Raw genomic sequence first — 26,445 nt, forward strand, 5'->3', positions numbered from 1 at the left:
CCCTTCGTCGTCACATCTGGAACTCCGGCAGATGGACGATCAAGCCGTCCCATGCCTCGGAGGCCGTCATCTGGCAGGACAGCCGAGAGGTCGGCTGACGCTCGGGGTTCATCGCGAGCATCTCCTCTTCGCCGACGCCGGAGGAGCCGACCTGATCGGACCACTGCGGATCGACGACGACGTGGCAGGTACCGCACGCCGCTTCGCCTCCGCAGTCGCCGTCGATGCCAGGCACTGCATTGTTGGTCGCGACCTGCATGAGTGACTGGCCTTCATCGAGAGGCACCTGGTGCTTGTCGCCGTCGTGGGAGACAAAAGTGACAACGGCCATTACCGACTCCTCTTAAGTTGCCCTGAATGTGAATACTTGTTAACAGGATTGTCCAATCCGAGCGCTTCCGCTATGTTTGCGCGGATCAGGAACTTGTGGATTGGGCTCAGGGGGCACGATCGGTGAAGTTCAGCAACGCCGGTGTGCCTCCGGTCGCGTTCGTGCAAATGCTGGAGAGCCAGGCACTCGACCCGGACGCCGTCGCGCGGCTTCGCACCATCATGGCGCGCGAGGGAACCGACGAGGCGACGCTGATGCAGCACGATGTCCAGGCGCCACTGCGGTGGTTTCGCGATCTGTACCCCGATCTAGACGTCGACCGGGCAACCCTGCTCGGCTTCTCGTTTGCAGGACAGGCACAGTTGACATCTTTCGGCCCGTTGAGCGTCCCGCTGGTCAGCGCAGGCTCGGTAGCCGAGATCGTCGAGCTGCTCACCTATCTACCGTTGATCACCACGGCGATCAATGCACAATTCCGTCCAAACGACCAAGGTCTCACCGTCGGGCTCTGGGGGCACACAGGCGATCGGGCCCTGGACTGCTTAGCAGTCACATATACCGGCTCGGCGTTGTTACGACTGCTGGACATGCTCGTCAGTGACGCGCTGACCGTCACGCTCCACTTGAGTTGGTCAGCGCCGGTCTCCCTGAACAAACTCGCGGCAGAGATGGTACTAGCCGGGCGCCTGTTCTTTGACGCACCGATGTCCTACCTTCATGTTCCCGTCAACGCGCTCAATGAAGTGTGCCGGTTCTCCGATCCCCTTGCGTATCGACTCGCCGTCGCCGAGCTGAGGCGGACCCTCGACGAGCAGAGCGGAGCCACGTCCTTCTCCAAGAAGGTGAGACGGTTGTTGGACGAGGATCCCGGACAGCGAAGTTGCCAGCGGGTCGCAGACGAACTCTCGGTATCCACCAGCACACTCAAACGCCGGCTCGCCGAAGAGGGCACCACGTTTCGCGAGTTGCGCCAGTCGTGTCTGCGGGAGAGCGCGATGATGCTGTTAATCACCCGATCAATGTCGGCAAGCCAGATCGCGACCGAGCTCGGATACGGCGATCTTGCTAACTTCTCACACGCCTTCAAGCGATGGACCGGCCGCTCTCCGAGCGAGTACCGACGCTCACAACGCTGAGGATGTCCCCGCACGCCCGGAGATAGCCGGTCATGGGTAGCTTCTTCTTCTGAAAAGAAGTAACCGGTGCTTAAGAATCAGCCACGACGTCACCGAACGGCCGTGGAGGCCGCTGACCGAAGTCGAGTGAGTCATCAGTAGCAGGCCAAACCGTGCCCGACACGGCGACTGAACGGCAGAGCCGGGCGCTGGTGTGAATAGTCATTCGCTATTGTCGATACATGCCAGCGAAGACAGTCCGCACCGAACTCACCTCGGGCGCCATCGAAGGATTCACGCGGGACGGCGTCAATCGCTGGCGTTCCATTCCCTACGCCAAGCCACCAGTCGGCGCGCTGCGGTTCAAGGCTCCCCAGCCGGTCGAAGCGTGGGACGGCGTCCGACCCTGCCACCGATTCCGCTACTGCGCTCCACAGCCCCGCCGATACACCATCGTCGGTCCGGGCAAGTTCCAGCCCATGAGCGAGGACTGCCTCACCCTCAATGTCGTTGCACCCGACGGCGGCTCGGACCGACCTCTGCCCGTGATGTTCTTCATTCACGGCGGGGCGTACTTCCTGGGCAGTTCCGCGACACCGATCTATGATGGCGCGTCGCTTGCCCGCAGCGGTTGCGTGTACGTATCGGCAAACTACCGCCTCGGCGCGCTAGGGGCTGTCGACCTGTCGTCGCTGTCCACCGCAGACATCCATATTGACGACAACCTCTACTTGCGTGACCTCGTGTCGGCGCTCAGGTGGGTACGCGAGAACATCGCGGCATTCGGCGGCGATCCCGATAACGTGACGATCTTCGGAGAGAGCGCGGGCGCGCACGCCGTTACCACTTTGCTGGCCGTGCCAGCGGCGAAAGGGCTTTTCGCACAGGCTATCTCACAAAGTCCGGCCGGCGCGCTATCCCGCTCCCAGGAGCTGGCCGCGGAGTTCGCCGCCAAGTTCGCATCCATTCTCTGCGCCGACGAGCGGGAGCCCGCCCGCCTCCTGTTGGCGGCGCGTCCGGCTCAACTGGTGAATGCATTCGATCGCTTGCTCACCACGAGTGCATCGGACCTTGCTGGCGGTTACCCGGTGGGATGCACATTCGGAACCGACTATCTACCGTCCGAGCCCATTCAAGCGATGCGCGACGGCAAGGCGTACCGTGTGCCGCTGATCGTCGGTACGAACGCCGACGAGGGCCGGTTGTTCACTCGCTTCCTCAAACTCCTCCCGACGAACGAAGCCAAGATCGAAGCGTTACTAGCGGGAGCGGAACCCACCTGTCGCGAGCGAATTACTGCTGCCTATCCCGAATATCCGGCCCCCGATGCCTGTATCCGACTGGGGGCCGACTTCACATTCGGATCGACACTGTGGCAGCTCGCGGATTCCCACAGTCGGCACGCCCCCACATATCTGTACCGCTATGACTTCGCCCCGCGAACTCTGCAATGGGCCGGGCTGGGTGCCACCCATGCGACGGAGCTTCTTGCGGTGTTCGACGCCTACCGCACGCCGCTCGGTCGGCTACTCAGCGCCGGAGCCGATCGCCGCTCGGCCCTACGCGTGAGCGACGACATGCAAGGGCGCTGGGATGCTTTCGCACGCACCGGAGTTCCAGGAGACGGCTGGCCGCGCTACACCAGCGACGCCCGTCCGGTCCTCGTCTTCGATCGCGCTTCGCGAGTGGACAACGACCCCCACGCCGACCGCCGGAAAGCATGGGAAGGTTTTCAAGTCCTCGGACGCTGACGAGCGGTTCCCCGCGGCGACGCATGCGTTCACAGCATTTGGCACCGATTGTTTCTGGGAGCCAAGGGTGAAACGGTGGCAAGGAGCACCTCCGGCGTGCCAATCCCAAAAGGCCGAAGAGGGCCACATTCTTGCCGAGGACTTGACGTACGAATGCAACCCCGTGTTGCGGCCTTGGGATCCGATCTCGTCAATCGCTCGAACCGAATGCGGCCGACGAGGTGGCGAACCCAACATTTACGGAGCTGGCCACGCCGGTCGGGTTGCGCCGCCGGACGCAACGCGTTCGCTCACCAACTGGTCCTCGCGACATTCTGCCGGGTAACGTACTGCGAGTGAACGAGCCCTCACATCGGGAGGGCGGGTGCCGATCAGGACGGGGATTGATGAGCGAGGAAGCGATCACCTACGAGGTCGTCGACGGGGTGGCCTGGTTGACGATCAATCGCCCCGAGGCACGGAACGCGCTCAACGGGGCGGTCCGGCAGGGACTGTTCCACAGCGTTCACCGCTTCAACGCCGACGACTCCGCCAAGGTTCTGGTGCTGACCGGGGCAGGCGATAAGGCGTTCTGCGCCGGAGGGGACCTTAAAGAGATGGCGGAGACGGCGCTCACGGTTCCGCCGCCAGACTTCGCGCCGCAATTCGGGCGCAACATCCAGGTCGCCAAGCCGACCATCGCCGCGGTGAACGGCGTCGCCTTCGCCGGCGGATTCCTACTGGCCCAGCAGTGCGACCTCGTCATCGCAGCCGAGCACGCCAGGTTCGCGGTCAGCGAGGTCAAGGTAGGCCGCGGCTCGCCATGGGCTGTCCCGCTGTCGTGGCTGCTGCCGCCGCGGATTGCGCTGCAGATTTTGATGACCGGCGACCCGATCACTGCCGAGCGCGCCCGCGAGGTAGGCATGGTGAACGAGGTCGTGCCCGCAGCGGAGCTGCGGGTACGAGTTCAGGAGATCGCCCTGCGGATCGCTTCCAACGCACCGCTGTCCGTACTCGCGGCAAAAAAGACCGTATACCTCTCCGCAGCGCACCACCTGACGGAGGCCTACGCCCACGCCGACCAGATATGGGAGCCGGTGTACCTCAGCGCCGACGCGCTAGAGGGTCCCGCCGCGTTCCGCGAGAAGCGCACACCGGTTTGGAAGGGACGTTAGACGTGGCCGTGCCGATGGAGTCCTTGATCACCGACATCGGGGCGGAAACGGCCGAGCTGTGGTCACTGATCGCCGAGCTGCCCGAGGGGCAAGCCGGGTGGGACGCGCCCACCCCCGCGGCAGGCTGGGCGGTCCGCGATCAGATCAGCCATCTTGCGTTCTTCGACGACGCCGCGGTGCGCTCAGCCACCGACCCCGAAGGGTTCACGGCCGAGGTGCTGCCCATGCTCGCCGACGGCCGGATCTCCCCGGACACCATCGCCGAGCGCTACCGGCCGATGCCGACAGCGGAGCTGCTGTCCTGGTTCGACGGCGCGCGCCGCGCCCTCGTCGCTGCCTTCGCAGCGATCGACCCCTCGATGCGGGTGCCGTGGTTCGGCCTCCCCATGAGCGCGGCTTCCTCGCTGACCGCGCGGATCATGGAGACCTGGGCGCACGGTCAGGACATCGCCGACGCGCTGGGAGTGACCCGTGTGCCCTCGGCCCGGTTGCGCCACGTCGCCCACATCGGCGTGGGAGCGCGGGCGTTCAGCTACATGGCCAACGGCCTGGAGGTGCCCGAGGAACCCGTCCGTGTCGAGCTCACCGCACCGGGGGGCACGCTGTGGACCTGGGGCCCCGACGGCGTGCCCAACCGGGTCACCGGCACTGCGCACGACTTCTGCCTGCTCGTCACCCAGCGCAGGCATCGCGACGACACCGCACTGCACGTCACCGGTCCGCTCGCCGACCAGTGGCTCTCCATCGCGCAGGCCTTCGCCGGACCTCCCGGTGGCGGGCGCACCGCAGGACAGTTCGACGGAGGTGTGTCGTGAGGGACCCGGTACGCATCGGAAATTGCTCGGGCTTCTACGGCGACCGGATCGCCGCGGCGCGGGAGATGGTCGAGGGCGGGACGGGCGAGCAGAGCATCGACGTGCTGTGCGGGGACTACCTCGCTGAACTGACGATGCTCATCCTGGCGAAGGCCCAGGCGAAGGATCCGGCGGGCGGTTACGCGCGCACGTTCCTGACCCAGATGGAGCAGGTGTTGGGCACCTGTTCCGACCGCGGTATCAAGATCGTGGCCAACGCCGGTGGGCTCAACCCGGCCGGGCTGGCCGTCAGATTGCGCGAGCTTGCGGACCGGCTCGGTATCACCGTCCGGATCGCCCACATCGAAGGTGACGACTTGCGCGGGAACCTCTCCGCGATCACCCCTGCGGTCGGTGAGGTCAAGCCGGTCTCGGCCAACGCCTACCTCGGGGGTTGGGGTATCGCCGAAGCGCTGGGTGCGGGCGCCGACGTCGTCGTCACCGGACGGGTGACAGACGCCTCGCTGGTCGTCGGCCCGGCCGCCTGGTGGCACGGGTGGGAGCGCACCGACTGGGACCGGCTCGCCGGTGCCGTCGTGGCCGGCCACGTCATCGAATGCGGACCACAGGCCACGGGCGGCAACTACGCCTTCCTCGACGAGATCACCGACCGTCGCTACCCGGGCTTCCCGATCGCGGAGGTGGCGGCCGACGGCTCGTCGGTGATCACCAAGCACGCCGACACCGGGGGGCTGGTGTCGGTCGGTACGGTCACCTCCCAGCTGCTCTACGAGATCGCCGAGCCGGCCTATCTGGGGCCCGACGTGGTGACTCACTTCGACACGATCTCGCTGGCCCAGCAGGCCGAGCACCGGGTGGCGATCACGGGTGTCACCGGCAGCCCGCCACCGGAGACGCTCAAGGTGGCGCTGAACGAGGTCGGGGGCTACCGGAACACCATGACGATGGTGCTCACCGGCTTGGACCTGGAGGCGAAAGCCGCGTTCGCGCAGCAGCAGCTGCTCGACATCCTCGGCGGCCGGGGATCCTTCGCCGAGGTCGACGTCCGGTTTCTGCGTTTCGACACACCGGACGCCCCCACCAACGACCAGGCGTGCGCGCACTTGCGGATCACGGTCAAGGACACCGACCCGCGCAAGGTCGGCCGGGCGTTCTCGAGCGCAATCATGGAGATCGCTCTGGCCGGGTATGCCGGCTTCCACACCACCACGCCACCCACGTCGGAGTCAGTGTTCGGCGTGTATCGCCCAGCGACCGTGCCCCGGTCGAGCGTGACGCAGGTCGTGGTGCTGCCCAACGGTGAGCGCCGGAGGATCGCCGATCCGCCGACCGGTAGCGTGCCGGCCGCGAAGGTCCGGGGCAGCGCGGCAGCCGCGCCGCCGACCGAGCCGACATGCCGCGCGCCGCTGGGCGCGGTTCTGGGCGCGCGGTCCGGCGACAAGGGCGGCAACGCCAATATTGGTCTCTGGGCCCGCGACGACGCCGGCTATGCCTGGGTGCGCGAGCACTTAACCGTCGAGCGACTGCGCGGGCTGCTCGGCCCGGAGGCTGCGCAGCTGCGCATAGAGCGATTCGAGCTGCCCAACCTGCGTGCGCTCAACGTTGTGGTGCACGGGCTGCTGGGGGAAGGCGTGGCATCCTCGACCCGGCCGGATGCCCAGGCGAAGGGCTTGTGCGAGTACCTGCGCTCCCGCATCGTGGACATACCGCAATCCCTTGTCGGCGCGACCTGACAAATCCCGAATTTGGAGTAGCCGGGCCACTCTGTCGACGTATCGCCAATCAAGTCGCCGTCCTCTGCCTGCTGCTTGACGTAGCCCCTTTGCCAAAGCCGTGTTGCCGAACGATGTGATGACGATCGGATGACGCCAACAGCGTCCGGCAGACGGAGAGATGGCTTTGTCCAGTTCCTTGCCGAACTGGACATCCAAAGAGGGCGCAGCGATCTGCCCACGCGGTTGCCGATCTTGGCCAATGAGCGGGCACATCCACGAATGGGGATCACACGCGCAGGCGCCAGCCACCTGCCACTGGGCGTCTACATTTCAACTCAACCTGGGATTGTGAGCAGGTGTTAACGTTCGTAGTGTAGCTCCCGGCGCTGCAGTGCTGCGCGAGCCCTGGTTGCGAGCGAAGGAAGGTAGTAGTGAACAAGGTGGTCGTTGCCGGACGTACCCGGGTCGGCGGCGAACGTCGGGAACGGATTCTCGCCTCTGCCACCGAGTTGATTGCCGAGCGGGGCTACCACGCTGTCTCCATGGCCGACATCGGCGTTGCATCAGGGGTTGTCGGGCCGGCCATCTATCGCCATTTCAACAGTAAGAGCGATCTACTGGCGGCCCTCTTCGAGCGAGTGGTGGACAAACTCCTTAAGCGTGCGACGGCGATCGTCGAGCAGTCCCGCGACGAGGCGGAGGCGCTGACCCTGCTGGTGTCAGACCAAGTCGCCTTGGTAATGGATCAACGCGAGCTGGCAATGGTGTATTACCGCGAAGTGCACAATCTGTCGGATCAGCACCAGAGCCGGTTGCGCCGAAAGCAGCGACTCTATCTAGAAGAGTGGGTACACCTCGTCGGAGAATTGCGGCCCGCGGTCGATGAGATTGAACTTCGGGCGATGGTTCATGGAGCGATCGGAGCCATTCAATCGATCTTGCACTACCGCGGCACTGGCCTGGCTCCCGAACAGACCTCTGCGCTGCTCGTTGCGATGGGTCACGCCGTGCTCGGCGTCCCCGCGTCGAGTCACCAGGTGCGCGGCGTGAACACTGAACCATCCTGTCCGCGTCCCGGTACGCCGCAGCACTAAGCAGGTCCAGGGTGTCAGCAACACACGAAGACGACCTCGCTCAGTATGTCTGCACGACGGTCTTGAGGGCGACAGCCGCCAGGAAAGGACTCATCTAATTGCCTGGCTGCATGCCCAGGGCTTCACGATTGATCAAAGCCGACTGGTGGCCCCAACCCCTCTCCTTCTTCCTACAAGCCGCGTACTGGGTGATGAGGGACGGTACGTCTCTCTGCGCGAGCTGAGCACGGAAACCGGAATCCAGACGAAACAGTCGCCATATTGCGGGCCCTCACGGAAGGCATCGGGCAGGCCACGGAGATGATGCGTGGCTTCGCGCGCTGAACATGTTGAAAGCTTCAGCCCGACGATTTGGAGAGGCTCGCGAATCGACTCGCGACTGCTGCGCGCGATGCAGCCAACCCACCGGTGAGATTCGTGAAACCCTCGGGGCGCGGTCATGCTGGTCTCATCACGACCGACGCCGCTGGTAACGACGATGCTGGACCTGATCGACAGCGCGTCAGCAAATGACCTGCCTTCCTTGAGGATTGGCGTGGCGTCCGGGTCAGCGGTCTCGCGCGCGGGCGACTGGTTCGGCAACCCCGTGAACCTGGCCAGCCGAGTGAGCGCGGCGGCGCGGCCAGGCGCAGTGTTGGTGGGACTCCACGCGGGCGATCGTCGACGACGACGCAGGCCTCCGGTGGTCGTCCGCCGGCGCATACCGTCTGAAGGGCGTCAGCAGCAAGGTCAACCTGTCTCGGGCGCGGCGCGCCCAGGCCGGCCGAGTAAGGCCCCCGTTTGAAGCGAGCTCGCCGGGTATCCGCCTAGTGAACAGTGACCGCCTAATGAACAGTCACCACCGACTTGATAAGCGAACGCCACCTCGCTATCGCGGCCCCTCGTAACCAATCTAGCGGTCGAATTCGATCTAAAGCGACCGAGCAATGATCTCCTTCATAATCTCGTTTGTCCCACCGTAGATCTTCTGAACGCGAGCATCGGCCCACATCCTGCCGATGGGATACTCGGTCATATAGCCGTAGCCGCCGTGGAGCTGCAAGCAGTCATCAAGGGCGACCATCGCACGCTCAGTAGTCCACCATTTCGCCATCGCGACGGTGGGGATGTCGAGTTCACCGCGCAGATGGCGGGCGACGCAGTCGTCGATGAAAACGCGGCTGATGTGGGCGTCGGTGGCGACCTCGGCGAGCTTGAACTTGGTGTTTTGGAAGGCGAAGACGGGCTTGCCGAAGGCATGCCGATCTTTGGTGTATTCCACAGTGAACTCGAGCGCTGTTTCTAGTACTGTCACTGCACCAAGCGCAAGGATCAATCGCTCTTGGGGAAGTTGCTGCATCAACTGAATGAACCCCTGGCCTTCAGTCGTACCCAGGAGGTTCTCAACCGGAATGTGCACATCTTCGAAATAGAGCTCGGAGGTGTCCTGTCCGCGCTGACCGACCTTGTCCAACACCCGACCCCGCCGAAAGCCCGGTCGATCGCCTTCGACCAAAACCAACGAGATTCCGTTCGCTCCGGCACTGGGGTCGGTCTTCGCAACGACGATGATGAGGTCGGCCTGAGCGCCGTTGGTGATGAACGTTTTGGAACCGTTGACAACGTATTCGTCTCCAACGCGCGATGCCTTGGTCGTGACAGATTGGAGATCGGAGCCAGTGCCCGGCTCCGTCATCGCAATCGCGCCAACCATCTCACCAGTTGCCAGTCTGGGAAGAAAGCGTTCCTTCTGCTCATCGGTGCCGTACTCGAGCAGGTAGTGGGCGACGATTCCACTATGAAGCGGCGCGCCCCATGCCGAATCGCCGATGCGGGCCTGTTCCTCAATCAAGACTGCTTCGTGAGCGAACGTTCCCCCACCTCCGCCGTACTGCTCGGGGATTGACATGCACAGCAACCCAAGATCACCCGCCCGGGTCCACAGGTCCCGATCCACGTGGTGCTGCTCGATGAAGCGGGCACTGTGCGGCGCGACCTCCTTCTCACAGAACGTACGTGCCAAATCCCGCAGTGCGTCGAGGTCGTCGTCCATCCAGCTAGAGCGGTTGGCTGCCATTACAAAGTCCTCACTGTGTTTGCTTGCGCACCGATCCCGCAATGGTCTCGCTTCGCCTGTGGGTACATGGTGTACCACGAATCGCACGCCGGGTACAACACGTACCCAGAACTTTCCAGAGCGCGGGGCGTTACGGTGACATCGTGGAGCGACAGCACTGGGTGGACACCACAGCGGTACGCCGCGCGGCCAGTAGGTTGCCGGGCCGTGAACTACGTCGTGAACAGATCATCGAAGCGGCGCTCAGCGCAATCGAAGAGAACGGGCCCCACGCACTCACGGGCCAAATCGCAGACAAGGCCGGTTTGGGACGCACACACTTCTACCGCCACTTCGCAAGTAAAGAAGAACTCGATCTTGCCGTGGCTCGTCACGTCCACCGCGAACTCACTGCGAAGATTCGCCTAACTCTGGATGTCCAGGGATCGCCGCTAGACGTGATACGCGCGCCGGTCACTCAGCACGTCATGTGGGCTGACGAACACCCCAACCTCTATCGGTTCCTGGTGAACCGACACTATCGGCGCAGCACCGAGAAGACCGCGCCCGGCAGCAGCGCATTCGCCTCTGAACTCGCCGTCGCGGGTGCCCGTTACTTTCCTCGCTACGGCGAGGACTCAGAGGCGGCAGACCGCAATGTCGCCGCCATCATGGGCTTGATGGACGCTTCGGTCCTATGGTGGCTGGACCATCGCGACTCCACTCGTGACGAACTCGTCATTCGGTTGACACGGCAAACCTGGTTGATAATCAATGACAGGCTGCAGGAACTGGGATTCCAGCTTGATCCCCACTTACCACTCTGCGAACCGAAAACCTGACCAGGTACAATTCGAGCCTCCCCACGCTAAACCCTCCGTCTTCGACACCGCCATCAACGATGATTGCGTTGGCGCCGCTCACCGACGCCGCGCATCAACGCGAAAGCTTTCAATCCAAGCGACGGCGCAGCATCGCTAGTGCGCGCAACTACGCCACGCCACCGAGGAACTACCCGGAATATCTGGCGACTCTCCAGCAACTCGAGTCCCGCGCGGGCCACGGCCGCAGCATCCATTGGACGCGGTCCGGCGAACAGAAGCGCCGCCCCAGGGTCGGCAACCCGGTCGGTGACCATTTTCGTACTTACCACGTCAGGGCATAGCGCCCGTGCGTGGATTGGCAATCCCGCATGGTCAAGGTCGCCCTGCAGCGATGTGGTGAACGACAATACGGCCGCTTTGGTTGCTGCGTACATCGCTAATCCAGGGATGGGCGCCAGAGCCGAGAGGGACGCGATGTTGAGGATCGCGCCCCCACCCGCGCCCATAGCGACAACTGCCGCGTGTGAGCCGGCAACGACACCTCGTACATTGACATCGAGGATCGACGCAATCTCGGCATCGCTGTGACTCCAGCTGTTACCCGCGAGTAGGATCCCAGCGTTGTTTACCCACACCGCCAGAGGGCCAGCGGCTAAAGCCTGAGCAGCGACTTCCCGATGACCCGACGGATCTCGTACGTCGTGCGTGGCGCTCCAAGCGCCACCGCCGACCTCGGTGGCAGCGCGCTCCGCTGCGTCGCCATCCACATCCGTGAGCAAAACCTTGTGACCGGCAGCGGCGAGTTGTCTCGCGATCTCCAGACCAATCCCTCGACCTGCTCCTGTGACGACGGCTGTTGATGGTTCTAGCATGACCATCCTTTCCGGCAGTTTGCGTAGGTTTGCCGACTACGGTTCGCCGGGGTTTGTTGAGGATCTCCGAGGCCACTTGGAGGACTGCGTCGATTCCGCCGGCGCCCTGTAAGGGCGATGTGCTCGGCTAAGCACTCAAAAGTCTCGTGGAATGACCTAGATATCATCGGCGACACAACGTAATAGGTAGGCCGTCGACAGGGAACAGGCAGGGACGTATTGTCCCACCGAACGCGGTAGCCGTCATCCAGACTCCAGGTGAATTCCCGCAGCATCTCGTGCAGTATTGCCTTCACCTCCAAGGTGCCGAAGTGCATCCCGATGCGCTTGTGCGCGCCTCCTCCGAACGGAAGCCAGGCGAAGCGGTGGGCCTGATCCTCGCGCCGTGGCGGCTCGAGTCGCGTTGGGTCAAACCGGTCCGGCTCGGTCGACACTGTGGGCGCAAAGTGGTTGACCGCAGGCGTGATGACGACGAGCACTCCGGAGGGGACGTAGTAGCCATCAATTAGGGTGTCGGTCACCGTCTTACGCATAACCAACGGTACCGGTGCAACTAGTCTGAGCGACTCCTTGATGACCAAGTCCATCGCCGTAAGCCCCTCCAGGTCCTCAATGTCCGACAGATCGTCGCCTAGACGGTCAGACTCAGCACGAAGTCGATCCTGCCATTCAGGATTCTTCGCCAAGAAGTACGCCACAGCGGCAGTGGTGATCGTTGACGTGTCATGAGCGGCCATCATCAGAAAGATCATTTGATTTATGCTGTCCGCATCAGTGAAGCGTTCGCCGTCCTGGCGCGCGCCTCACATAGCGCGGCGAGTAAATCACCATTCTGCCCCGAGCGTGCCGCCGGTAAGTTCCGGGCGAAGGCCAACGAGAGGCAATCCCTGATCGCCGATAACTGGCTTCAATCCGCTACCGGTCGGCGGCGCGGCAAGTTCGCGAACCGGCCATCGTCGACTCACTCCTGGATAGCGCGCTCGACGCGCTGCGGGAGGGGATTCAGTAGTACCGACAACAGCCGGTCACGGGACTTGCTTGCCGAACCGGACGGCGATTTGGTCATCGAGTGCCCCCTTGATGTTGTTTCTCGCATTATCGGAAGGATTTCACCCATCGTTTACACCGGTACCACCCTGTCAACGGCGATCACAGTTGCCGCTCGAATGTCAGCGACTCCCCGCCGTCCTCGGATACCCGTCACTGAACAGAGCCGCCACTAGTCGACGCTATCGGCCCCGCTGGGGGCATAGGGCATGTCGGCCAGATGGGTGTTGGCCGGCTCGGGGGTCCCCCTGCGCGACGAGTTCGCGGGCGCGGGACGCGACAGGACGTAAGCGCGCCGCTTCGGCCTGCGCGCACGAAGGCGATACAAGAAGGTCGGGCTGGGCCAGTTGGTAGAGATCGACCCCCGCGCCGAGCGATACCAGCTCGTGCACATAGTCCACACGGATCTGTCCAGGCGGCGACTCAACCGGTCGTTGAAGCGCTTCTCCACATCTGCACGGACCTCGATAACACTTCCTGGATGGGCACGGAGAACCTTCATCAACCTGACGATGTGTCGGGCCTGCGATTCGAGCATGTAGACGATGGACCCGGATCCCACGTTGGTGTTGGGCCCGTACATCATGAGGAAATTCGGAAACTCTGGCACCGATAGGCCGTAGTAGGCGTGCGCGCCATCCGCCCACACGTCCGACAATTTCCGGTCCGAGCGGCCGTAGACCTCCATCGGGGAAAGAAACTCGGTGGCACTGAAGCCAGTGCCGTAGATGATCACGTCGGCGGCATGGAAGTCGCCGTTCACCGTGCGGATTCCGCCAGGCTCTACTGCCCGGATATCGTCGGTGACCAATGAAACGTTGGGACGTGCGAGCGCGGGGTAATAGTCGCTGGAGAACAGAATCCTCTTGCACCCGGGCGCATAGTCCGGCGTCAGGTGGGAACGCAGCCGGGCATCCGACACCTGGCGACCTAGGTGCCGGAGGGCGATGACTCCCAAGACTCGCGCTACTGGCTTCGCGTCGACGAGTGCCAACGCCAAGAACTCGAATATCGTCCAAATCATCAGACGTTCGCTGAGCCGCAGAATGGGCAACTTGCGCAGCAGTTGGTGATGCCGCCCACCGTACTGACGGTCGAATTTGGGCAGCACCCATGGGGCTGACCGTTGGAAAACGTCCAAGTGCTCAGCGCCTGCGGCGACCACCGGGACGAACTGCACCGAACTAGCGCCGGTGCCGACGACCGCAAGCCGCTTGCCGCTGAGATTCAGATCGTGGTCCCAATTCGCGGAATGAAACGACGGGCCCGCGAAGCCCGAGATTCCAGGAATATCAGGAACTGAGGGTCGGGACAGCTGGCCCACGGCCGAAATGACGACATCGCACTCCAATTCCTGACTGGTAGTCGTGGTCAGACGCCATGTGTTCGTGCGCTCATCGAAGGCCGCCTTAGCGATTTCGGTTTTGGTCCGAAGGAGGGACAGCAAACCACTTTCCTCGGCGACGCGGCGAAGGTAGGCGAGGATATCACCTTGTTCTGCGTAACGCCGACCCCACCTGGGATTCGGCGCCGAGGAGATCGAGTACAACTGCGACGGGACGTCACAGGCCGCCCCTGGGTAGGTGTTCTCCCGCCAGACTCCCCCGACACCATCGCCCTTTTCGACAATGAGGACCCTGTCGAACCCTGCGCGTTTGAGGCGAAGTGCAAGGGTAATTCCGGCGAAGCCAGCGCCGATGATGACGATCGAGGGGTTACCAGGGGGATTGTCCTGGGTTGGTTCACGTTTCACGGGTTTCATCGTTAGCTCATACAACCTTCGTGCTGGGGCGCCTCGTGGTCAAGGCGTGCGCAGGGACGCTGTCAACGGACGGTGGCCGAAGTAGCCAAGAACTCGCCACCGAGCCTGAGGGCCTCACGTGCTTCTGGCAGTAGGCGAAACATCGCCTGGAAGACATGGATCTGGCCGCGGAAAACTTGCAACTGCGAGGAGACCCCTGCAGTCTGCAGACGTTTGGCAAAGACTCTGGAGTCGTCGAGCAACATCTCTCGTCCGCCGACCTGAATCAAAGTTGGTGGCATGTCCGTGAGATCAGCGTCGAGCACGCTTATCCTCGGGTCGGCTGGATCGGCGCCCGCCACGTACAGACCCATTGTTCTCGACGCAGAGATGGCGGACGCAAAGGGGTCCCGTCTGCGCAGATCACGGTCCATCGCGAGTTGGCATGTCAAATCCAGCACCGGCGACATCAGCAGCATGGCATCCGGCGTCGGCAGTCGATGTTCCCGAGCGCCAAGCGCCGTCGCCGCAGCAAGCTGGCCGCCTGCGGAATCGCCGGCGAGCGCCACCGTGCCAGAAGACGCGGTGATCGCGCTTCCCTCTGTCAACCATCGATAGGCGATCAGTGCATCATCTGCGGCCGCCGGGAAGGGATATTTCGGGACCAATCGATAGCGCACGGCAAATACCGGCCTGCGGGCGGCCGCGGACAGTTCGCTGATGAGGCCACGGTGGGTCTCGGGAGAGCACATAGAAAATGCGCCGCCGTGTATATAAAGAATCGGCGGAGCATCCGAGGCCACGTTGGCCGCCTTGACCCAGTCGCCTCGCACACGTTCACCGGCGAAGGGCGTGTCTACCTTCTCGACACTGATTGCGCGCCTTGGCCGCGACACCACGAGTGTTCCCCGTAGCACGCGGTCCATGACCGCGAAGCCATGCTCGTTGGCCGGAATCACTTGCGTGAGAGGTCGAAGAACGCGTCGCGCCGTTGCCGCGACCAGGTGGCTCGCCATGCTCGGATTCGGCCTGGCAGGTGAACTCATCCGGCGGTGTCCACCTTCTGTGGGGCAGTGTCCGCCTTTTTCGCCGGTCGTCGTTCGAAACGGTAGTCGGCCAGGTCGAATCGTCGACTGCGCCAGATCGACTCGACCGTCGTCGTGGGACGCAGAGGCACGTCCCCATGCTTGTCGAAGTAATAGCTGTTCGCGCCCGCGCAGCTGTCCTGCCAGAAGACCTGCGTATGCCGCCGTGCCAGCATCTCCGCGAAGAAGCGTTGATTCGCCTCCTCGCGTACCTCGACGTAGTTCGAGTCGGCCGTCCTGGCATGCCGGAGGCAACGGAGAATGTGACCCGCCTGTGCCTCGATGAGTGCGAAGTAGGACGAGCCGTTGTATCCGTACGGGCCAAACACTGAGAAATGGTTCGGGAATCCTGGCACGCTGACTCCCTCATATGCCTGGAGTCGGTTCTCGTCCCACCACTGTGCCTGGTCTCGGCCGGCGACACCTCTGAGCGAGTAGGTGGGCATGCTGTCCGATTCCATGACCTTGAATCCCGTTGCCAGGACGAGCACGTCGATCTCGTGTCTGACGCCATCGGCCGTAATTACCGCGGTCTCATCCACCCGGGTGATGGGGTTGGTTTCAAGAAGGACGTTCTCGCGGTTGAACGTCTTCAAATATTCGTTGTGAAAGCTTGGTCGCTTGCAGCCCAGCGCGTAACGCGGCGTCAGCTTCTCCCGAACGACCGGGTCGGTGACCTGCCGACGCATATAGCTGATCGCTGCACGCTCGATCGCCGACGCCAGCGGTATGGCGGTATGGAAGTGCGCTGCGACGGGAAAGGTGAGTTCGACAAAGGCCTGGCTGGCTGCCCGCGCGGCGATCTGCGCTCCGGGTGCGAGCCGGAGAAGAGCACTCAGCGGGCGGGGCACCGCGAAGTCGAATTTCGGCAGACACCATATCGGGGTGCGCTGAAAGACGGTGAGTGTGTCCACGTCCTTGGCTATCGAGGGGATCAGTTGCACCGCCGAGGCGCCCGTCCCGATGACGGCGACCCTCTTTCCGGTGAGGGTCTGCTGGTGGTCCCAGCGCGACGTGTGCATCGTGACCCCGCCGAAGTCCCCGACCCCCGGTATGTCCGGCGATTTTGGTCGCGTGAGAACCCCGGAGGCATTGATGACGAACCTGGCTGTCAGTTCCTCGTCCGTCGAGGTAAACAAACGCCACAATGTCGATTCTTCGTCGAACTCAGCCCTCACAACCGTGACTCCGAAGCGGATGCGCGACGCGAGGCCATATTTTTTCACGCAATGCTTCGCGTAGTTCTTCAGTTCGATCCCCGGCGCATAGGTACGGGACCACGACGGGCGTTTCTCAAAGGAGAATTGGTAACTATATGACGGAATGTCTACTGCAATCCCCGGGTAGGTATTCCAGTACCAGGTTCCACCCACCCCTTGGGCCTCATCAACGATGAGGAAGTCCGAGAAACCTTCCTTCAGCAGCTTGATGCCCACTCCGATCCCGGAGAATCCAGCTCCGATGACCAATATCTCGTGGGTGGGGACCTCGTACGTAGGGGCTCCGGAGGTGGGGGCATTCTCGTCGCCCGCAACATGGACACTCAAGCGTCTTTCCTCACTCTCGAGGCTGCGCGCTTAGGCGGTACCTTCCCGACGCCCACGTCCAGGATGTCGGCTTTGACGTCAGACCGCGTTGGCAGGGCGCCTGCGCTTTTTCGGCCCTGGGCTACCTTGGCCTTGCGGCCCTGGGCAACCTTGGCCACATTCGAGCCGTTTTGGGCGTGTTCGGTTGGGTGGTGCTCAGTTCGTGCGGTTGTCGGGGTCGTTACATAATCACCCATGTCGACCTTGGACAGTGCGCGCTTGAACTGGGTGGCGAAACCGGGGTACATGGTGCCGTTGTATCCGTCATTCGTGAGGTACCAGCTCTTGCAACCCGAATTCCAAGTCGTACTTCCCAACCGCTGCTGTACCTCGCCGTGGTAATTATTTTGCCGATCTTCGCGGACCTCGAGCGTACTGAGATCATTCGCGATGATCGCGCCGATGGCTTTGACGATGTAGTTGATCTCGGCCTCCATGTACACGAGGGCCGAGTTATGGCCGGGCCCTGAATTTGGTCCGAAGGTGAAGAAAAGATTGGGATAGCCTGCGACGGTGACGCTCCGGTACGCATAGGCGCCCTGGGACCACTCGTCGGAGAGCTCACGACCATGCGCGCCTCGGATGGGAAAAGGTGTGCCAGCCTTGCATACATCGAAGCCGGTGGCGAAGACGATGCAGTCCAGTTCGTGTTCGATGCCATCTGCGGTCCGTATGCCATTCGGCGACAGGGTCGCGATCGGCCATGAGACGAGCTTGCAGTTGTCGCGCTGAAGAGCGGGGTAGTAATCGCTGCTCATCAGCATCCGTTTGCAGCCGGCACGGAAGTTCGGCGTCAGCTGGCGCCTGAGCCAAGTATCCGATACCTGCCTCCGCAAATTCGCCTTCGCCAGTAGCTGGATGCCAGTGGTGACCGGGGTATCCCAGACCATGCCGACGGCCATGAGCTCGTGGCCCCAGAACCACGCCTGCCGTGCGGCTTTCTGCACGCGAGGCGCTCGACGAAACGCCGTGCGCGCCCACTGCGGATGGGAGAAGTCGGGCCGAGGGAGGACCCAGCCGGGGGTGCGTTGGAAGACCTTGACCGAGCGTGCAGTGTTCACCAGTTCGGGGATGATCTGAACAGCGCTGGCTCCGGTGCCGATCACGGCGACACGTTTGTCGCTCATGTCGTAGTCGTGATCCCAACGCGCACTGTGGATCTTGTGACCATCGAAGGTGTCCAGTCCGCGGATGTCCGGCAGGCTCGCATTCGCCAGCGGCCCACTGGCCATCACTGCGGTGCGCGCCGTGAACTGCGAGCCGTCAGCTGTCTGCGCTGTCCACAGTGCGCTTTCCTCGTCGAACTCCAGACCGGTGACGTTCACTCCGAACCGGATGAAACGCGACAGCGAGTATTTGTCGACCATCGTCTTGATGTAGCCGAGTATCTCGGCGCTGCCCGAATACGCGCGGGACCAGTTCGGATTTTGCTCGAACCCGTAGGAATAGAGCAGCGACGGGATGTCGCACGCCGCGCCGGGATAGGTGTTGTCCCGCCAGGTGCCACCCACCTCGTCGGCGCGTTCAAGTACGACGAAATTGTCGATACCCTGTTGTAGCAACCGGATTGCGGTTCCCAGGCCGGCGAAACCCGCACCGACGATCAAGACGGTCGTGGTGTCGCTCATCTGGCCACCGGTTCGTAGGTCAGCTCTTCTGTCCACGTCGGTGACTTACCGAGCACCTCGGTGGGGAAGTGGTCGATCGCGGTACCCAGCCGCTGCGAAATGAAATGCAATGGCTGAGAACGCTTGATGCTGGCGGACATGTGAGCTTTCAAGATGTGGTAGCCCGGAACGCGGCGCGTGAACTCACTACGATCTCCGACGTTCTCGTACCGCATCACCGCGTTGTAGAGCTTCTCCTCCGACAATCCCATGGCGTTGAGATTGGTCAACATCCTGGTGAGCAACGGCACGTAGAGGACGCCGCCGAGAAGGATTCTCGGGTCGATGAGCGCTCCCATCGTCTGAGTCGCATGAATGCGCATGGGGCTGGCGCCGAGGTCGTTCAGAACCTGGAATCCGACTGCCAAGTGCCGCGATTCGTCGTTGTTGACCTTGTTGAAGACCTCGGCGCAGAGCGGATCCTGCACCTCGTCGAGAAGGAACTTGAGCAATGCTCCGTCGAGCGCAGTCTCCAAGGCTGGGATCGCCGCTCCGATCACCGTCAGCGGGAGGGCCTCGGCGTATCGGTCGATCCACTCGATGACCAGTCGAATGTTCTTGTTCGGCACCGGGATTTCCCCTTCCTCGAGCATCCCCCACCGCTGCATGAGCGCCAGCTCCGCGTTGGCGTGCCGCTGCTCCTCGGCATGGAAATACCGGTAGATGTCACCTAGAGCCTCGAACGGCGCTTTCGGCGCCATGGCGGCGAAAGCGCGTGCGCCGACGTGTTCTATCCACACCACGTCAGCCATGAACTGCTTCAGTTCGGGTCGCTGCTCATCAGTGATTTTATCGGCGCCCGGCGCGTCCCAATCGATGTCGGCCAGCGCCCACTGCCGATTCTTGATCGTCTCGAGCATATCGCTGTATTTGAATGCCATTGGAGTCTCCTTTGTCTTTGTCTGTTATGACTTAGCGCGCGATTCGCTCGACCAAGCCGAGCGCACGGGTATACGTGGCAGGCACTGCCCGCTTAAATAACCAGAGAATCTTCGCGTCGACTTGGGGTAGGACGTGCAACTGACTGCGGTCGTTCGCGTCCAACGTTTTGCGTGCCACCGATTCCGCCGACACGCCGGTCCACTTCATCAAATTCGTTGCCAGCTTGGCGGCCGACTCCTCGATACCAGGGTTATCGACGATGTTGGTCTTGACGAATGTCGGGCACAGTACAGTCACCGCCACACCGGTACCACTCAGTTCGGCCGCCAAAGTCTCGGATAGCGAGAGCACGCCGGCCTTGCTGACGTTGTAGGCAGCCATCCGGGGCGCTGCTCCGAAACTTGCAGCCGATGCGACGTTGATAATTCCGCCGCTGCCCTTCGCGCGAAGTCGCGGTACGAAGATCTCGCAGCCGTAGATCACTCCCCACAAGTTGACTGAAAGTGTCGCTTCCCAGTCCCGCTTGGGCGTCGCGCCGATGACATTGCCACCGATTCCGATGCCCGCGTTGTTGATCACCAGGCTGGCTGCCGCGCCGAACCACTTCTCGGCGCTGTCGGCGAGTTCGCGGACCTGCTCTTCGTCCGTGACATCGCATGCGATGTCGAGCCCCTCGCCGCCGGCTTGGACGACGAGCCCGACCGTCTCCTTGGCACGCACCGGGTCGATGTCGGCACACACCACTCGTCCACCTCTACGGGCGAGCTCCACCGCGAAGGCACGGCCAATTCCGCTGCCCGCTCCCGTTACGACCGCGTTGGCGCGGCGGCTCAGGCGAGGCGGTCTGTCCCACCTCAAGATATCCATCACTACTGAATCCTTTGCAGATTACGGCGACGCCTGACCTGTGAGACAAGCCGGCCTGCAGCCATCTGGTGGCGGCGAACACAATTGTGGTCGCCTGCCACCAGTTTGATGCGGCGCTCCTGCCTTTGTCAAGATGTATTCGTGCGGACAAAGGCAGCAAGGTGGGGCGGGCGTACTGGCGCCGAACGACGGGCTGACCGGCGGCGGCGCCTAGTGAACGCGGCGACGGAGATCTGGACGGAAAGCGGATGGGCTGCCGTGACAATGCGTGGGGTCTGCTCCAGAGCCGCGCTGAACGACCGCTATTACTATGAGGAGTTCAAGACGCGCGATGAGTTGCTCGTAGCAGCGTGGGACAACGTGCGGGACGAGATGCTCGGCGAGGTTTCGGCAACATTTGCCGAACGCGTCGGTCAACCACCGATCGAAACCATTCGCGCCGCAATCTCGATCGTTGTTCTCCGCATCGCGCAGGATGCCGGGCGAGCACAGATCCTGCTGACACAGCACGTCGGCAGTTCAACATTGCAAGATCGCCGAGCGGTGGCCTTGCAGGAAGCAACCCAGCTCGTCATGGCCGCCAGCAAGCCGCATCTGAAGCCTGACGCAGACGAAATGGCTCTGCGTATGGACACGTTTGTAGCGGTCGGCGGCTTCGTCGAACTGATCAGCGCTTGGCACGCAGGACTACTGGTCGATGTAAGTCAGGTCGACATCGTCGAACATACGAGTAGACTTGCTGAGACGCTGGCTCGCCGCTACGTGGTTGATAAGTTTGGCTAGCTGGTACTCCGGAGGCAATTTCCCGGTGGCGGAGGCTGCATTGGCCGCAGGGGTCGTGACACACCGTTGACTTACCTTAGAAACGGTGGAAGGTCCGTCTCGTCGACCTGCCAAGCCGACGCTCCTGCTGTCGAATGGCGGCTTCACTCAGAGGCCAATCTGCTTGGCGATGATCTCCTTCATGATTTCGGTGGTGCCGCCCCCGATACCCAGGATGCGCGAATCGCGATAGTGCCTTTCGACCTCGGTCTCGCGTAGGTAGCCCATGCCACCGTATAGTTGGACGGCCGTGTCAACGGCGAGCGCGCAGGCCTCTACGGCTTGGTTCTTGGCCATCGAGACCATCCGCACGTCGGTGTCGCCCGCGATGATGCGGTCCACGGCGGCGCGGGTATAGGTACGGGCGACGTCGACGGCCGTGGCCATGTCGACGATCTTGTGCCGCACCACCTGTCGGGTGGATAGCGGTCGACCGAAGGTTTCGCGCTGCTTGACCCACTCCAGCGTCAGGTCGAGGCAGCGCTGGGCCGTGGCGTAGCACTGCACGGCGATGAAGGCGCGCTCGACCTGGAACTGTTGCATGATCTGCAGGAATCCGCTGCCTTCGGGGCCAACCAGATTGACCACCGGCACGCGCACGTCGGTGAATCCGAGTTCGGCGGTGTCGGAGCACAGCCAGCCCATCTTCTTCAGGGTGCGCGAAACCGCGAAACCCGCGGTACCGCGCTCGATCACCAATAGTGAGATTCCCGAGGCACCCGGGCCGCCGGTGCGCACGGCGGTGGTGACGAAATCGGCGCGGACACCCGAGGTGATGAAGAGCTTCGCACCGTTGACCACGTAATGGTCGCCGTCGCGCCGTGCGGTAGTGCGGATGCCGGCGACGTCAGAACCGGTGTCGGGTTCGGTGATGCCGAGGCTGCCGATCTTCTCCCCGGCCAGCGTCGGCGCGACGAATTTGCGGATCTGCTCGGGATCGCCCTGCGCGGCCATGTGCGGCACGGCGATGTTGTGGGTGAGCAGGCTGGCCAGCACGCCCGAGGAGCCGCCGGCCTCCATCACGGCTTCGGTGAGCAGCACCAGGTCGCGCAGGTCGCCGCCGGAGCCACCAACCTCCTCCGCGAAGCCGATGCCCAGCAGGCCTACGGCGGCTGCATGGCGATGCAGCTCCCGGGGCAACTCGCCAGCGTCCTCCCAGTCCTGCAGGTGCGGGACGATCTCCTTCTGGGTGAACGACATCGCGAGGTTGCGCAACGAGATGCGCTCGGGCGTAGTCCACGGGTCCGCTGAGGCGGACCCAATTTCGCGCTGATCCGTCTGAGTCATGTGAGCTCCTGGTCGTCACCGTTCGGCAGGGTCGGCACGACCTGCCGGGCGACCCCATTGTCCACGAATGTTAATGACCGATAACGTAACCTGTTAGGAGATCGACGTCGATGTCACCTGGAGGAAAAGTTGGTTGACGTCCTGCCCGACCGGGTCGACACCCGCGCGCCGGAATACATCGAGAATCGCGAGGGGCTCACCGGACAACTCGATGCGATCGCTGCGCAACTCGCACTAGCCAATGGTGGTGGCGGGGAGAAATACGTTGCGCGGCACCGTAGCCGCGGCAAGATGCTGGCTCGGGAGCGCGTCGAGCTGCTCATCGACCCCGACACGGCCTTCCTGGAACTCTGTCCGTTCGCGGCGTGGGGCACGAAGTTTCCGGTGGGCGGCAGCGTTGTGGTCGGCATCGGCATCGTCGAAGGCGTCGAGTCGATGATCATTGCCCACGACCCGACGGTGCGCGGCGGAGCCTCGAACCCCTACACCTTCCGAAAAGTGTTCCGGGGCATGGCAGTCGCCCGCGAGAACCGGCTTCCGATCATCAACGTCGTCGAGTCGGGCGGGGCGGACCTGCCCACGCAGGCCGAGATCTTCGTGCCCGGGGGCCAGCTATTCAACGACCTCACCCAGCACAGCGCGCAGGGCCTGCCGACACTGGCGCTGGTATTCGGTAACTCGACGGCAGGCGGCGCGTACATCCCCGGCATGTGTGATTACGTGGTGATGGTCCGCAACCGGTCCAAGGTCTTCCTCGGTGGTCCGCCGCTGGTGAAGATGGCGACCGGCGAAGTGTCCGACGACGAGTCGCTCGGCGGCGCCGACATGCACGCCCGCACCTCCGGGCTGGCCGACTACATGGCCGAGGACGAGCAGGACGCCATCCGGATCGGGCGGCGCATCATGGCCAGACTGAACTGGCGCAAGCTCGGGCCCGGCCCGACACAGCCACCGACCCCCCCGCTGCGAGACCCCGACCAACTCCTCGGGATCGCTTCGGTGGACCCGAAGGTTCCCTTCGACCCACGTGATGTCATCGCCCGAATCGTGGACGGGTCCGCCTTCGACGAGTTCAAGCCGCTATACGGCACCTCGCTGGTCACCGGTTGGGCCTCGATCCACGGATACCCGGTAGGGATCCTTGCCAACGCGCGCGGAATCCTGTTCAGCGAGGAGGCGGAGAAGGCCGCCCAGTTTATTCAGCTGGCGAACCAGATCGACACGCCACTGGTGTTTCTGCAGAACACCACCGGCTACATGGTCGGCGCGGAGTACGAGCAGGGTGGCATCATCAAGGACGGCGCGAAGATGATCAACGCCGTCTCCAACAGCGCTGTCCCACACCTGACGATCGTGATGGGCGCGTCCTACGGTGCGGGCAATTACGGGATGTGCGGGCGGTCCTACTTTCCCCGCTTCCTGTTCACCTGGCCCAACTCGCGTTCGGCCGTCATGGGCCCGGCCCAGCTCGCGGGCGTGCTGTCGATCGTGGCCCGCGAGTCGGCCGCCGACCGGGGGCTCCCGTTCGACGAGGAGGCCGACGCCCAGATGCGCGCTGCCGTCGAGGGCCAGATCGAGCGTGAGTCGTTGGCGCTGGCCAACAGCGGCAGGCTCTACGACGACGGGATCATCGACCCGCGCGACACCCGTACCGTTCTCGGGTTCTGCCTTTCCGTGGTCCACAACAGCGAGATCCGTGGCCAGCGTGGCTACGGCGTGTTCCGGATGTGATGGCGATGCCCGTGATCAAGAAGCTGCTGGTGGCCAACCGGGGAGAGATCGCCCGACGCGTGTTTCGCACCTGTCGCGAACTCGGCATCGCGACCGTCGCCGTGTACTCCGACGCCGACGCCGACGCCTGGCACGTGGACGATGCCGACGAGGCCGTCCGGCTACCGGGTTCCTCGCCGGCGGAGACCTACCTCGACGGTGACCGGGTGATCGCCGCCGCCCTCCTCACCGGCGCCGACGCCGTGCATCCCGGCTACGGCTTCATGTCGGAGAACGCCGGCTTCGCGCGGGCCTGCGCCGACGCCGGGCTCGTGTTCGTCGGCCCGCCGCCGGATGCCATCGACGCGATGGGTTCCAAGCTGACGGCCAAGGCGATGATGGCCGATGCGGGCGTGCCGGTTCTCCCGGGCGGCGACGCGACCGGCCTGGACCCCGACAAGCTGCGCAAGCTCGGCGCCGAGATCGGCTACCCGCTGCTGGTCAAGGCGAGCGCGGGTGGCGGCGGGCGCGGCATGCGGGTTGTCGAGTCGGCCGACGACCTCGACGGAGCCGTGGCCTCGGCCTCGCGCGAGGCGATGTCGGCGTTCTCGGACGGCACGGTGTTCCTCGAGCGGTACGTGCAGCGTCCCCGCCACGTTGAGATCCAGCTGTTGGCCGACATGCACGGCACGGTTGTCTCGCTGTTCGAGCGGGAGTGCTCGGTGCAGCGCCGCCACCAAAAGGTCATCGAGGAGGCGCCCTCGCCCGTCGTCGACGACGACCTGCGCGCCCGGATGGGCGCGGCGGCGGTCGCGGCGGCACAGGCCGTGGGTTACGTCGGGGCCGGAACGGTCGAGTTCGTCCTCGACGCGAACGGCGGCGATGACGACGGGACGTTCGCCTTCCTGGAGATGAACACCCGGCTGCAGGTCGAGCACCCGGTCACCGAACTCGTCACCGGGCTCGACCTCGTGCGCCTGCAGTTGCTGGTGGCGATGGGTCGGCCACTGCCTGCCGAGGTGAGCAAGCCGCGGATCACCGGCCACGCGGTCGAGGCCCGGCTCTACGCCGAGGACCCCACGAAGGGCTACCTGCCGCAGACCGGAACGCTGCGCACGATGCAGATCCCCGACCACGTCGGGGTCCGGGTGGACTCCGGCGTGCGCGACGGCTCGGTGGTCAGCCACCACTATGACGCCATGCTGGCCAAGGTGATCGCCTGGGCGCCCACCCGCGCCGAGGCGCTCGGCGCGCTGTCCGCCGCGCTCGCCGGCGCCCGGATCCACGGACTCACCACCAACCGGGATCTGCTGGTTCGCGTTCTGCGCCACGACGAGTTCGCCGGACGCGGCACCGACACCGGGTTCCTCGACCGCCACGACGTGGCCGACCTCGGCGCAGCCCTCATCGACCGCGACGGGGAGGGCTTGCACGCCATCGCGGCCACACTCGCCCAGGTCGCGGGACGCCGCGCGGCGGCCCCCGTCCAGCCGACGCTGCCTGCCGGGTGGCGCAACAACCCGTCCCAACTGCAGTCCACCGGATGGCTGACCGCCGACGGCCGCGAGCGTCGGGTGGGCTATGCGCTGCTCCGCGACGGCGTCGAGGTCGAAGTCGACGGCAAACCGGTCGAGGACGTCAGGGTGCTCGTGCAGCGGCCGGACCGGGTGGTCCTGGAGACCGGCGGGGTACGGCGCGGCTACGACGTCGTCCTCGACGGCGACATCGCCTACGTTGACAGCCCTGCCGGGTCCACTGCGTTCACCCAGGTACCGCGGTTCCTGGACCCCAGCACGCTCAAGCCGGCGGGCTCGCTGACGGCGCCTATGCCGGGTTCGGTGATCCGGCTGCCCGTCGCCGCGGGCGACGTCGTGACGGCCGGGCAGGCCTTGGTCGTGGTGGAGGCGATGAAGATGGAACACACCATCGCCAGCCCGATCGACGGGATCGTCGCCGAACTCTCGGTCGAGGTGGGTCAGCAGGTGTCCACCGGCGATGCCCTCGCGGTGGTCGGAGCGGCCGACAGTGCAGACGAGGATTGAGCA

Annotated in this window: 21 protein-coding genes and 1 pseudogene; 11 read left to right on the forward strand and 11 right to left on the reverse strand. The window is 63.7% G+C overall.

All coding sequences use genetic code 11. The annotated features are described in order from the left end of the window. Positions 1-10: 10 nt before the first annotated feature. The gene (locus B4393_RS14880) at positions 11-331 is read right to left on the reverse strand and encodes a 2Fe-2S iron-sulfur cluster-binding protein (RefSeq protein WP_011895435.1); all 321 of its coding nucleotides are present in this window, start codon (positions 329-331) and stop codon (positions 11-13) included. A gap of 122 nt (positions 332-453) precedes the next feature. Between B4393_RS14880 and B4393_RS14885 the strand changes: the two genes are divergently transcribed. The 7 genes from B4393_RS14885 (at position 454) to B4393_RS28385 (ending at position 8,279) form a co-directional block, all read left to right on the forward strand. Next, the gene (locus B4393_RS14885) at positions 454-1,467 is read left to right on the forward strand and encodes a helix-turn-helix domain-containing protein (protein WP_041800299.1); all 1,014 of its coding nucleotides are present in this window, start codon (positions 454-456) and stop codon (positions 1,465-1,467) included. Between the two features lie 221 nt (positions 1,468-1,688). Further along, a complete protein-coding gene (locus tag B4393_RS14890; RefSeq protein WP_067992190.1) occupies positions 1,689-3,197 on the forward strand; it encodes a carboxylesterase/lipase family protein in 1,509 nt (502 codons plus the stop codon). Between the two features lie 386 nt (positions 3,198-3,583). Then, entirely contained in the window at positions 3,584-4,351 is a 768-nt protein-coding gene (locus B4393_RS14895) for an enoyl-CoA hydratase/isomerase family protein (RefSeq protein ID WP_011895438.1), read from the forward strand. A gap of 2 nt (positions 4,352-4,353) precedes the next feature. After that, the gene (locus tag B4393_RS14900; protein ID WP_011895439.1) at positions 4,354-5,166 is read left to right on the forward strand and encodes a TIGR03084 family metal-binding protein; all 813 of its coding nucleotides are present in this window, start codon (positions 4,354-4,356) and stop codon (positions 5,164-5,166) included. Next, positions 5,163-6,899 carry an acyclic terpene utilization AtuA family protein gene (locus tag B4393_RS14905; RefSeq protein ID WP_078334768.1) on the forward strand — a complete coding sequence of 579 codons (1,737 nt, stop codon included), beginning with the start codon at positions 5,163-5,165 and terminating at the stop codon, positions 6,897-6,899. Before B4393_RS14900 ends, B4393_RS14905 begins: the two co-directional genes overlap by 4 nt. A 413-nt stretch (positions 6,900-7,312) precedes the next feature. Continuing rightward, positions 7,313-7,975 (forward strand): TetR/AcrR family transcriptional regulator, encoded by a 663-nt coding sequence (locus B4393_RS14910; protein ID WP_011895441.1) that lies wholly within the window; start codon positions 7,313-7,315, stop codon positions 7,973-7,975. Between the two features lie 106 nt (positions 7,976-8,081). Further along, positions 8,082-8,279 (forward strand): adenylate cyclase regulatory domain-containing protein, encoded by a 198-nt coding sequence (locus tag B4393_RS28385; protein WP_231963591.1) that lies wholly within the window; start codon positions 8,082-8,084, stop codon positions 8,277-8,279. A 606-nt stretch (positions 8,280-8,885) separates the two neighbouring features. Here B4393_RS28385 and B4393_RS14920 read toward each other — a convergent pair. Then, a complete protein-coding gene (locus B4393_RS14920) occupies positions 8,886-10,031 on the reverse strand; it encodes an acyl-CoA dehydrogenase family protein (RefSeq protein ID WP_011895443.1) in 1,146 nt (381 codons plus the stop codon). Positions 10,032-10,174: 143 nt separating this feature from the next. Here B4393_RS14920 and B4393_RS14925 point away from each other — a divergent pair, with 143 nt between their 5' ends. After that, on the forward strand, positions 10,175-10,852 hold the full coding sequence (locus B4393_RS14925; RefSeq protein ID WP_225397498.1) for a TetR/AcrR family transcriptional regulator: 678 nt from the start codon (positions 10,175-10,177) through the stop codon (positions 10,850-10,852). A gap of 53 nt (positions 10,853-10,905) precedes the next feature. Here the strand turns inward: B4393_RS14925 and B4393_RS14930 are convergent, their stop codons facing one another. The 8 genes and pseudogenes from B4393_RS14930 to B4393_RS14965 all read right to left on the reverse strand — a co-directional run bounded on the left by B4393_RS14930 (position 10,906) and on the right by B4393_RS14965 (position 20,581). Then, positions 10,906-11,712 (reverse strand): SDR family NAD(P)-dependent oxidoreductase, encoded by an 807-nt coding sequence (locus B4393_RS14930; protein WP_011895445.1) that lies wholly within the window; start codon positions 11,710-11,712, stop codon positions 10,906-10,908. A gap of 157 nt (positions 11,713-11,869) precedes the next feature. After that, positions 11,870-12,574: pseudogene (locus B4393_RS14935) on the reverse strand (cytochrome P450); the annotation flags it as partial. A gap of 351 nt (positions 12,575-12,925) precedes the next feature. Beyond that, positions 12,926-14,515: a flavin-containing monooxygenase gene (locus tag B4393_RS14940; protein ID WP_078334769.1), complete on the reverse strand. Its 1,590-nt coding sequence runs from the start codon at positions 14,513-14,515 to the stop codon at positions 12,926-12,928. Between the two features lie 62 nt (positions 14,516-14,577). Beyond that, complete coding sequence (locus B4393_RS14945) at positions 14,578-15,540, reverse strand: alpha/beta hydrolase (protein ID WP_043985032.1); 963 nt, start codon at positions 15,538-15,540, stop codon at positions 14,578-14,580. Then, the gene (locus B4393_RS14950) at positions 15,537-17,051 is read right to left on the reverse strand and encodes a flavin-containing monooxygenase (RefSeq protein WP_078334909.1); all 1,515 of its coding nucleotides are present in this window, start codon (positions 17,049-17,051) and stop codon (positions 15,537-15,539) included. Before B4393_RS14950 ends, B4393_RS14945 begins: the two co-directional genes overlap by 4 nt. A gap of 71 nt (positions 17,052-17,122) precedes the next feature. Continuing rightward, positions 17,123-18,793 (reverse strand): flavin-containing monooxygenase, encoded by a 1,671-nt coding sequence (locus B4393_RS14955; RefSeq protein WP_078334770.1) that lies wholly within the window; start codon positions 18,791-18,793, stop codon positions 17,123-17,125. Further along, positions 18,790-19,713 (reverse strand): hypothetical protein, encoded by a 924-nt coding sequence (locus tag B4393_RS14960; RefSeq protein WP_011895451.1) that lies wholly within the window; start codon positions 19,711-19,713, stop codon positions 18,790-18,792. Before B4393_RS14960 ends, B4393_RS14955 begins: the two co-directional genes overlap by 4 nt. Positions 19,714-19,744: 31 nt before the next feature. After that, a complete protein-coding gene (locus B4393_RS14965) occupies positions 19,745-20,581 on the reverse strand; it encodes an SDR family NAD(P)-dependent oxidoreductase (protein WP_078334771.1) in 837 nt (278 codons plus the stop codon). A gap of 141 nt (positions 20,582-20,722) precedes the next feature. On the opposite strand from B4393_RS14965, the gene B4393_RS14970 reads away from it, so the two are divergent. Next, positions 20,723-21,364, forward strand: coding sequence for a TetR/AcrR family transcriptional regulator (locus B4393_RS14970; protein WP_109558221.1), 642 nt, complete (start codon positions 20,723-20,725; stop codon positions 21,362-21,364). Positions 21,365-21,511: 147 nt separating this feature from the next. Here B4393_RS14970 and B4393_RS14975 read toward each other — a convergent pair whose 3' ends face one another. Further along, on the reverse strand, positions 21,512-22,690 hold the full coding sequence (locus tag B4393_RS14975; protein ID WP_078334773.1) for an acyl-CoA dehydrogenase family protein: 1,179 nt from the start codon (positions 22,688-22,690) through the stop codon (positions 21,512-21,514). A gap of 129 nt (positions 22,691-22,819) precedes the next feature. On the opposite strand from B4393_RS14975, the gene B4393_RS14980 reads away from it, so the two are divergent. Continuing rightward, positions 22,820-24,421 (forward strand): acyl-CoA carboxylase subunit beta, encoded by a 1,602-nt coding sequence (locus B4393_RS14980; RefSeq protein WP_078334774.1) that lies wholly within the window; start codon positions 22,820-22,822, stop codon positions 24,419-24,421. A gap of 5 nt (positions 24,422-24,426) precedes the next feature. Beyond that, on the forward strand, positions 24,427-26,442 hold the full coding sequence (locus B4393_RS14985) for an acetyl/propionyl/methylcrotonyl-CoA carboxylase subunit alpha (RefSeq protein WP_172527842.1): 2,016 nt from the start codon (positions 24,427-24,429) through the stop codon (positions 26,440-26,442). Positions 26,443-26,445 lie beyond the last annotated feature (3 nt).

The sequence above is a fragment of the Mycobacteroides franklinii genome (assembly GCF_002013895.1).
Lineage (GTDB): Bacteria > Actinomycetota > Actinomycetes > Mycobacteriales > Mycobacteriaceae > Mycobacterium > Mycobacterium franklinii.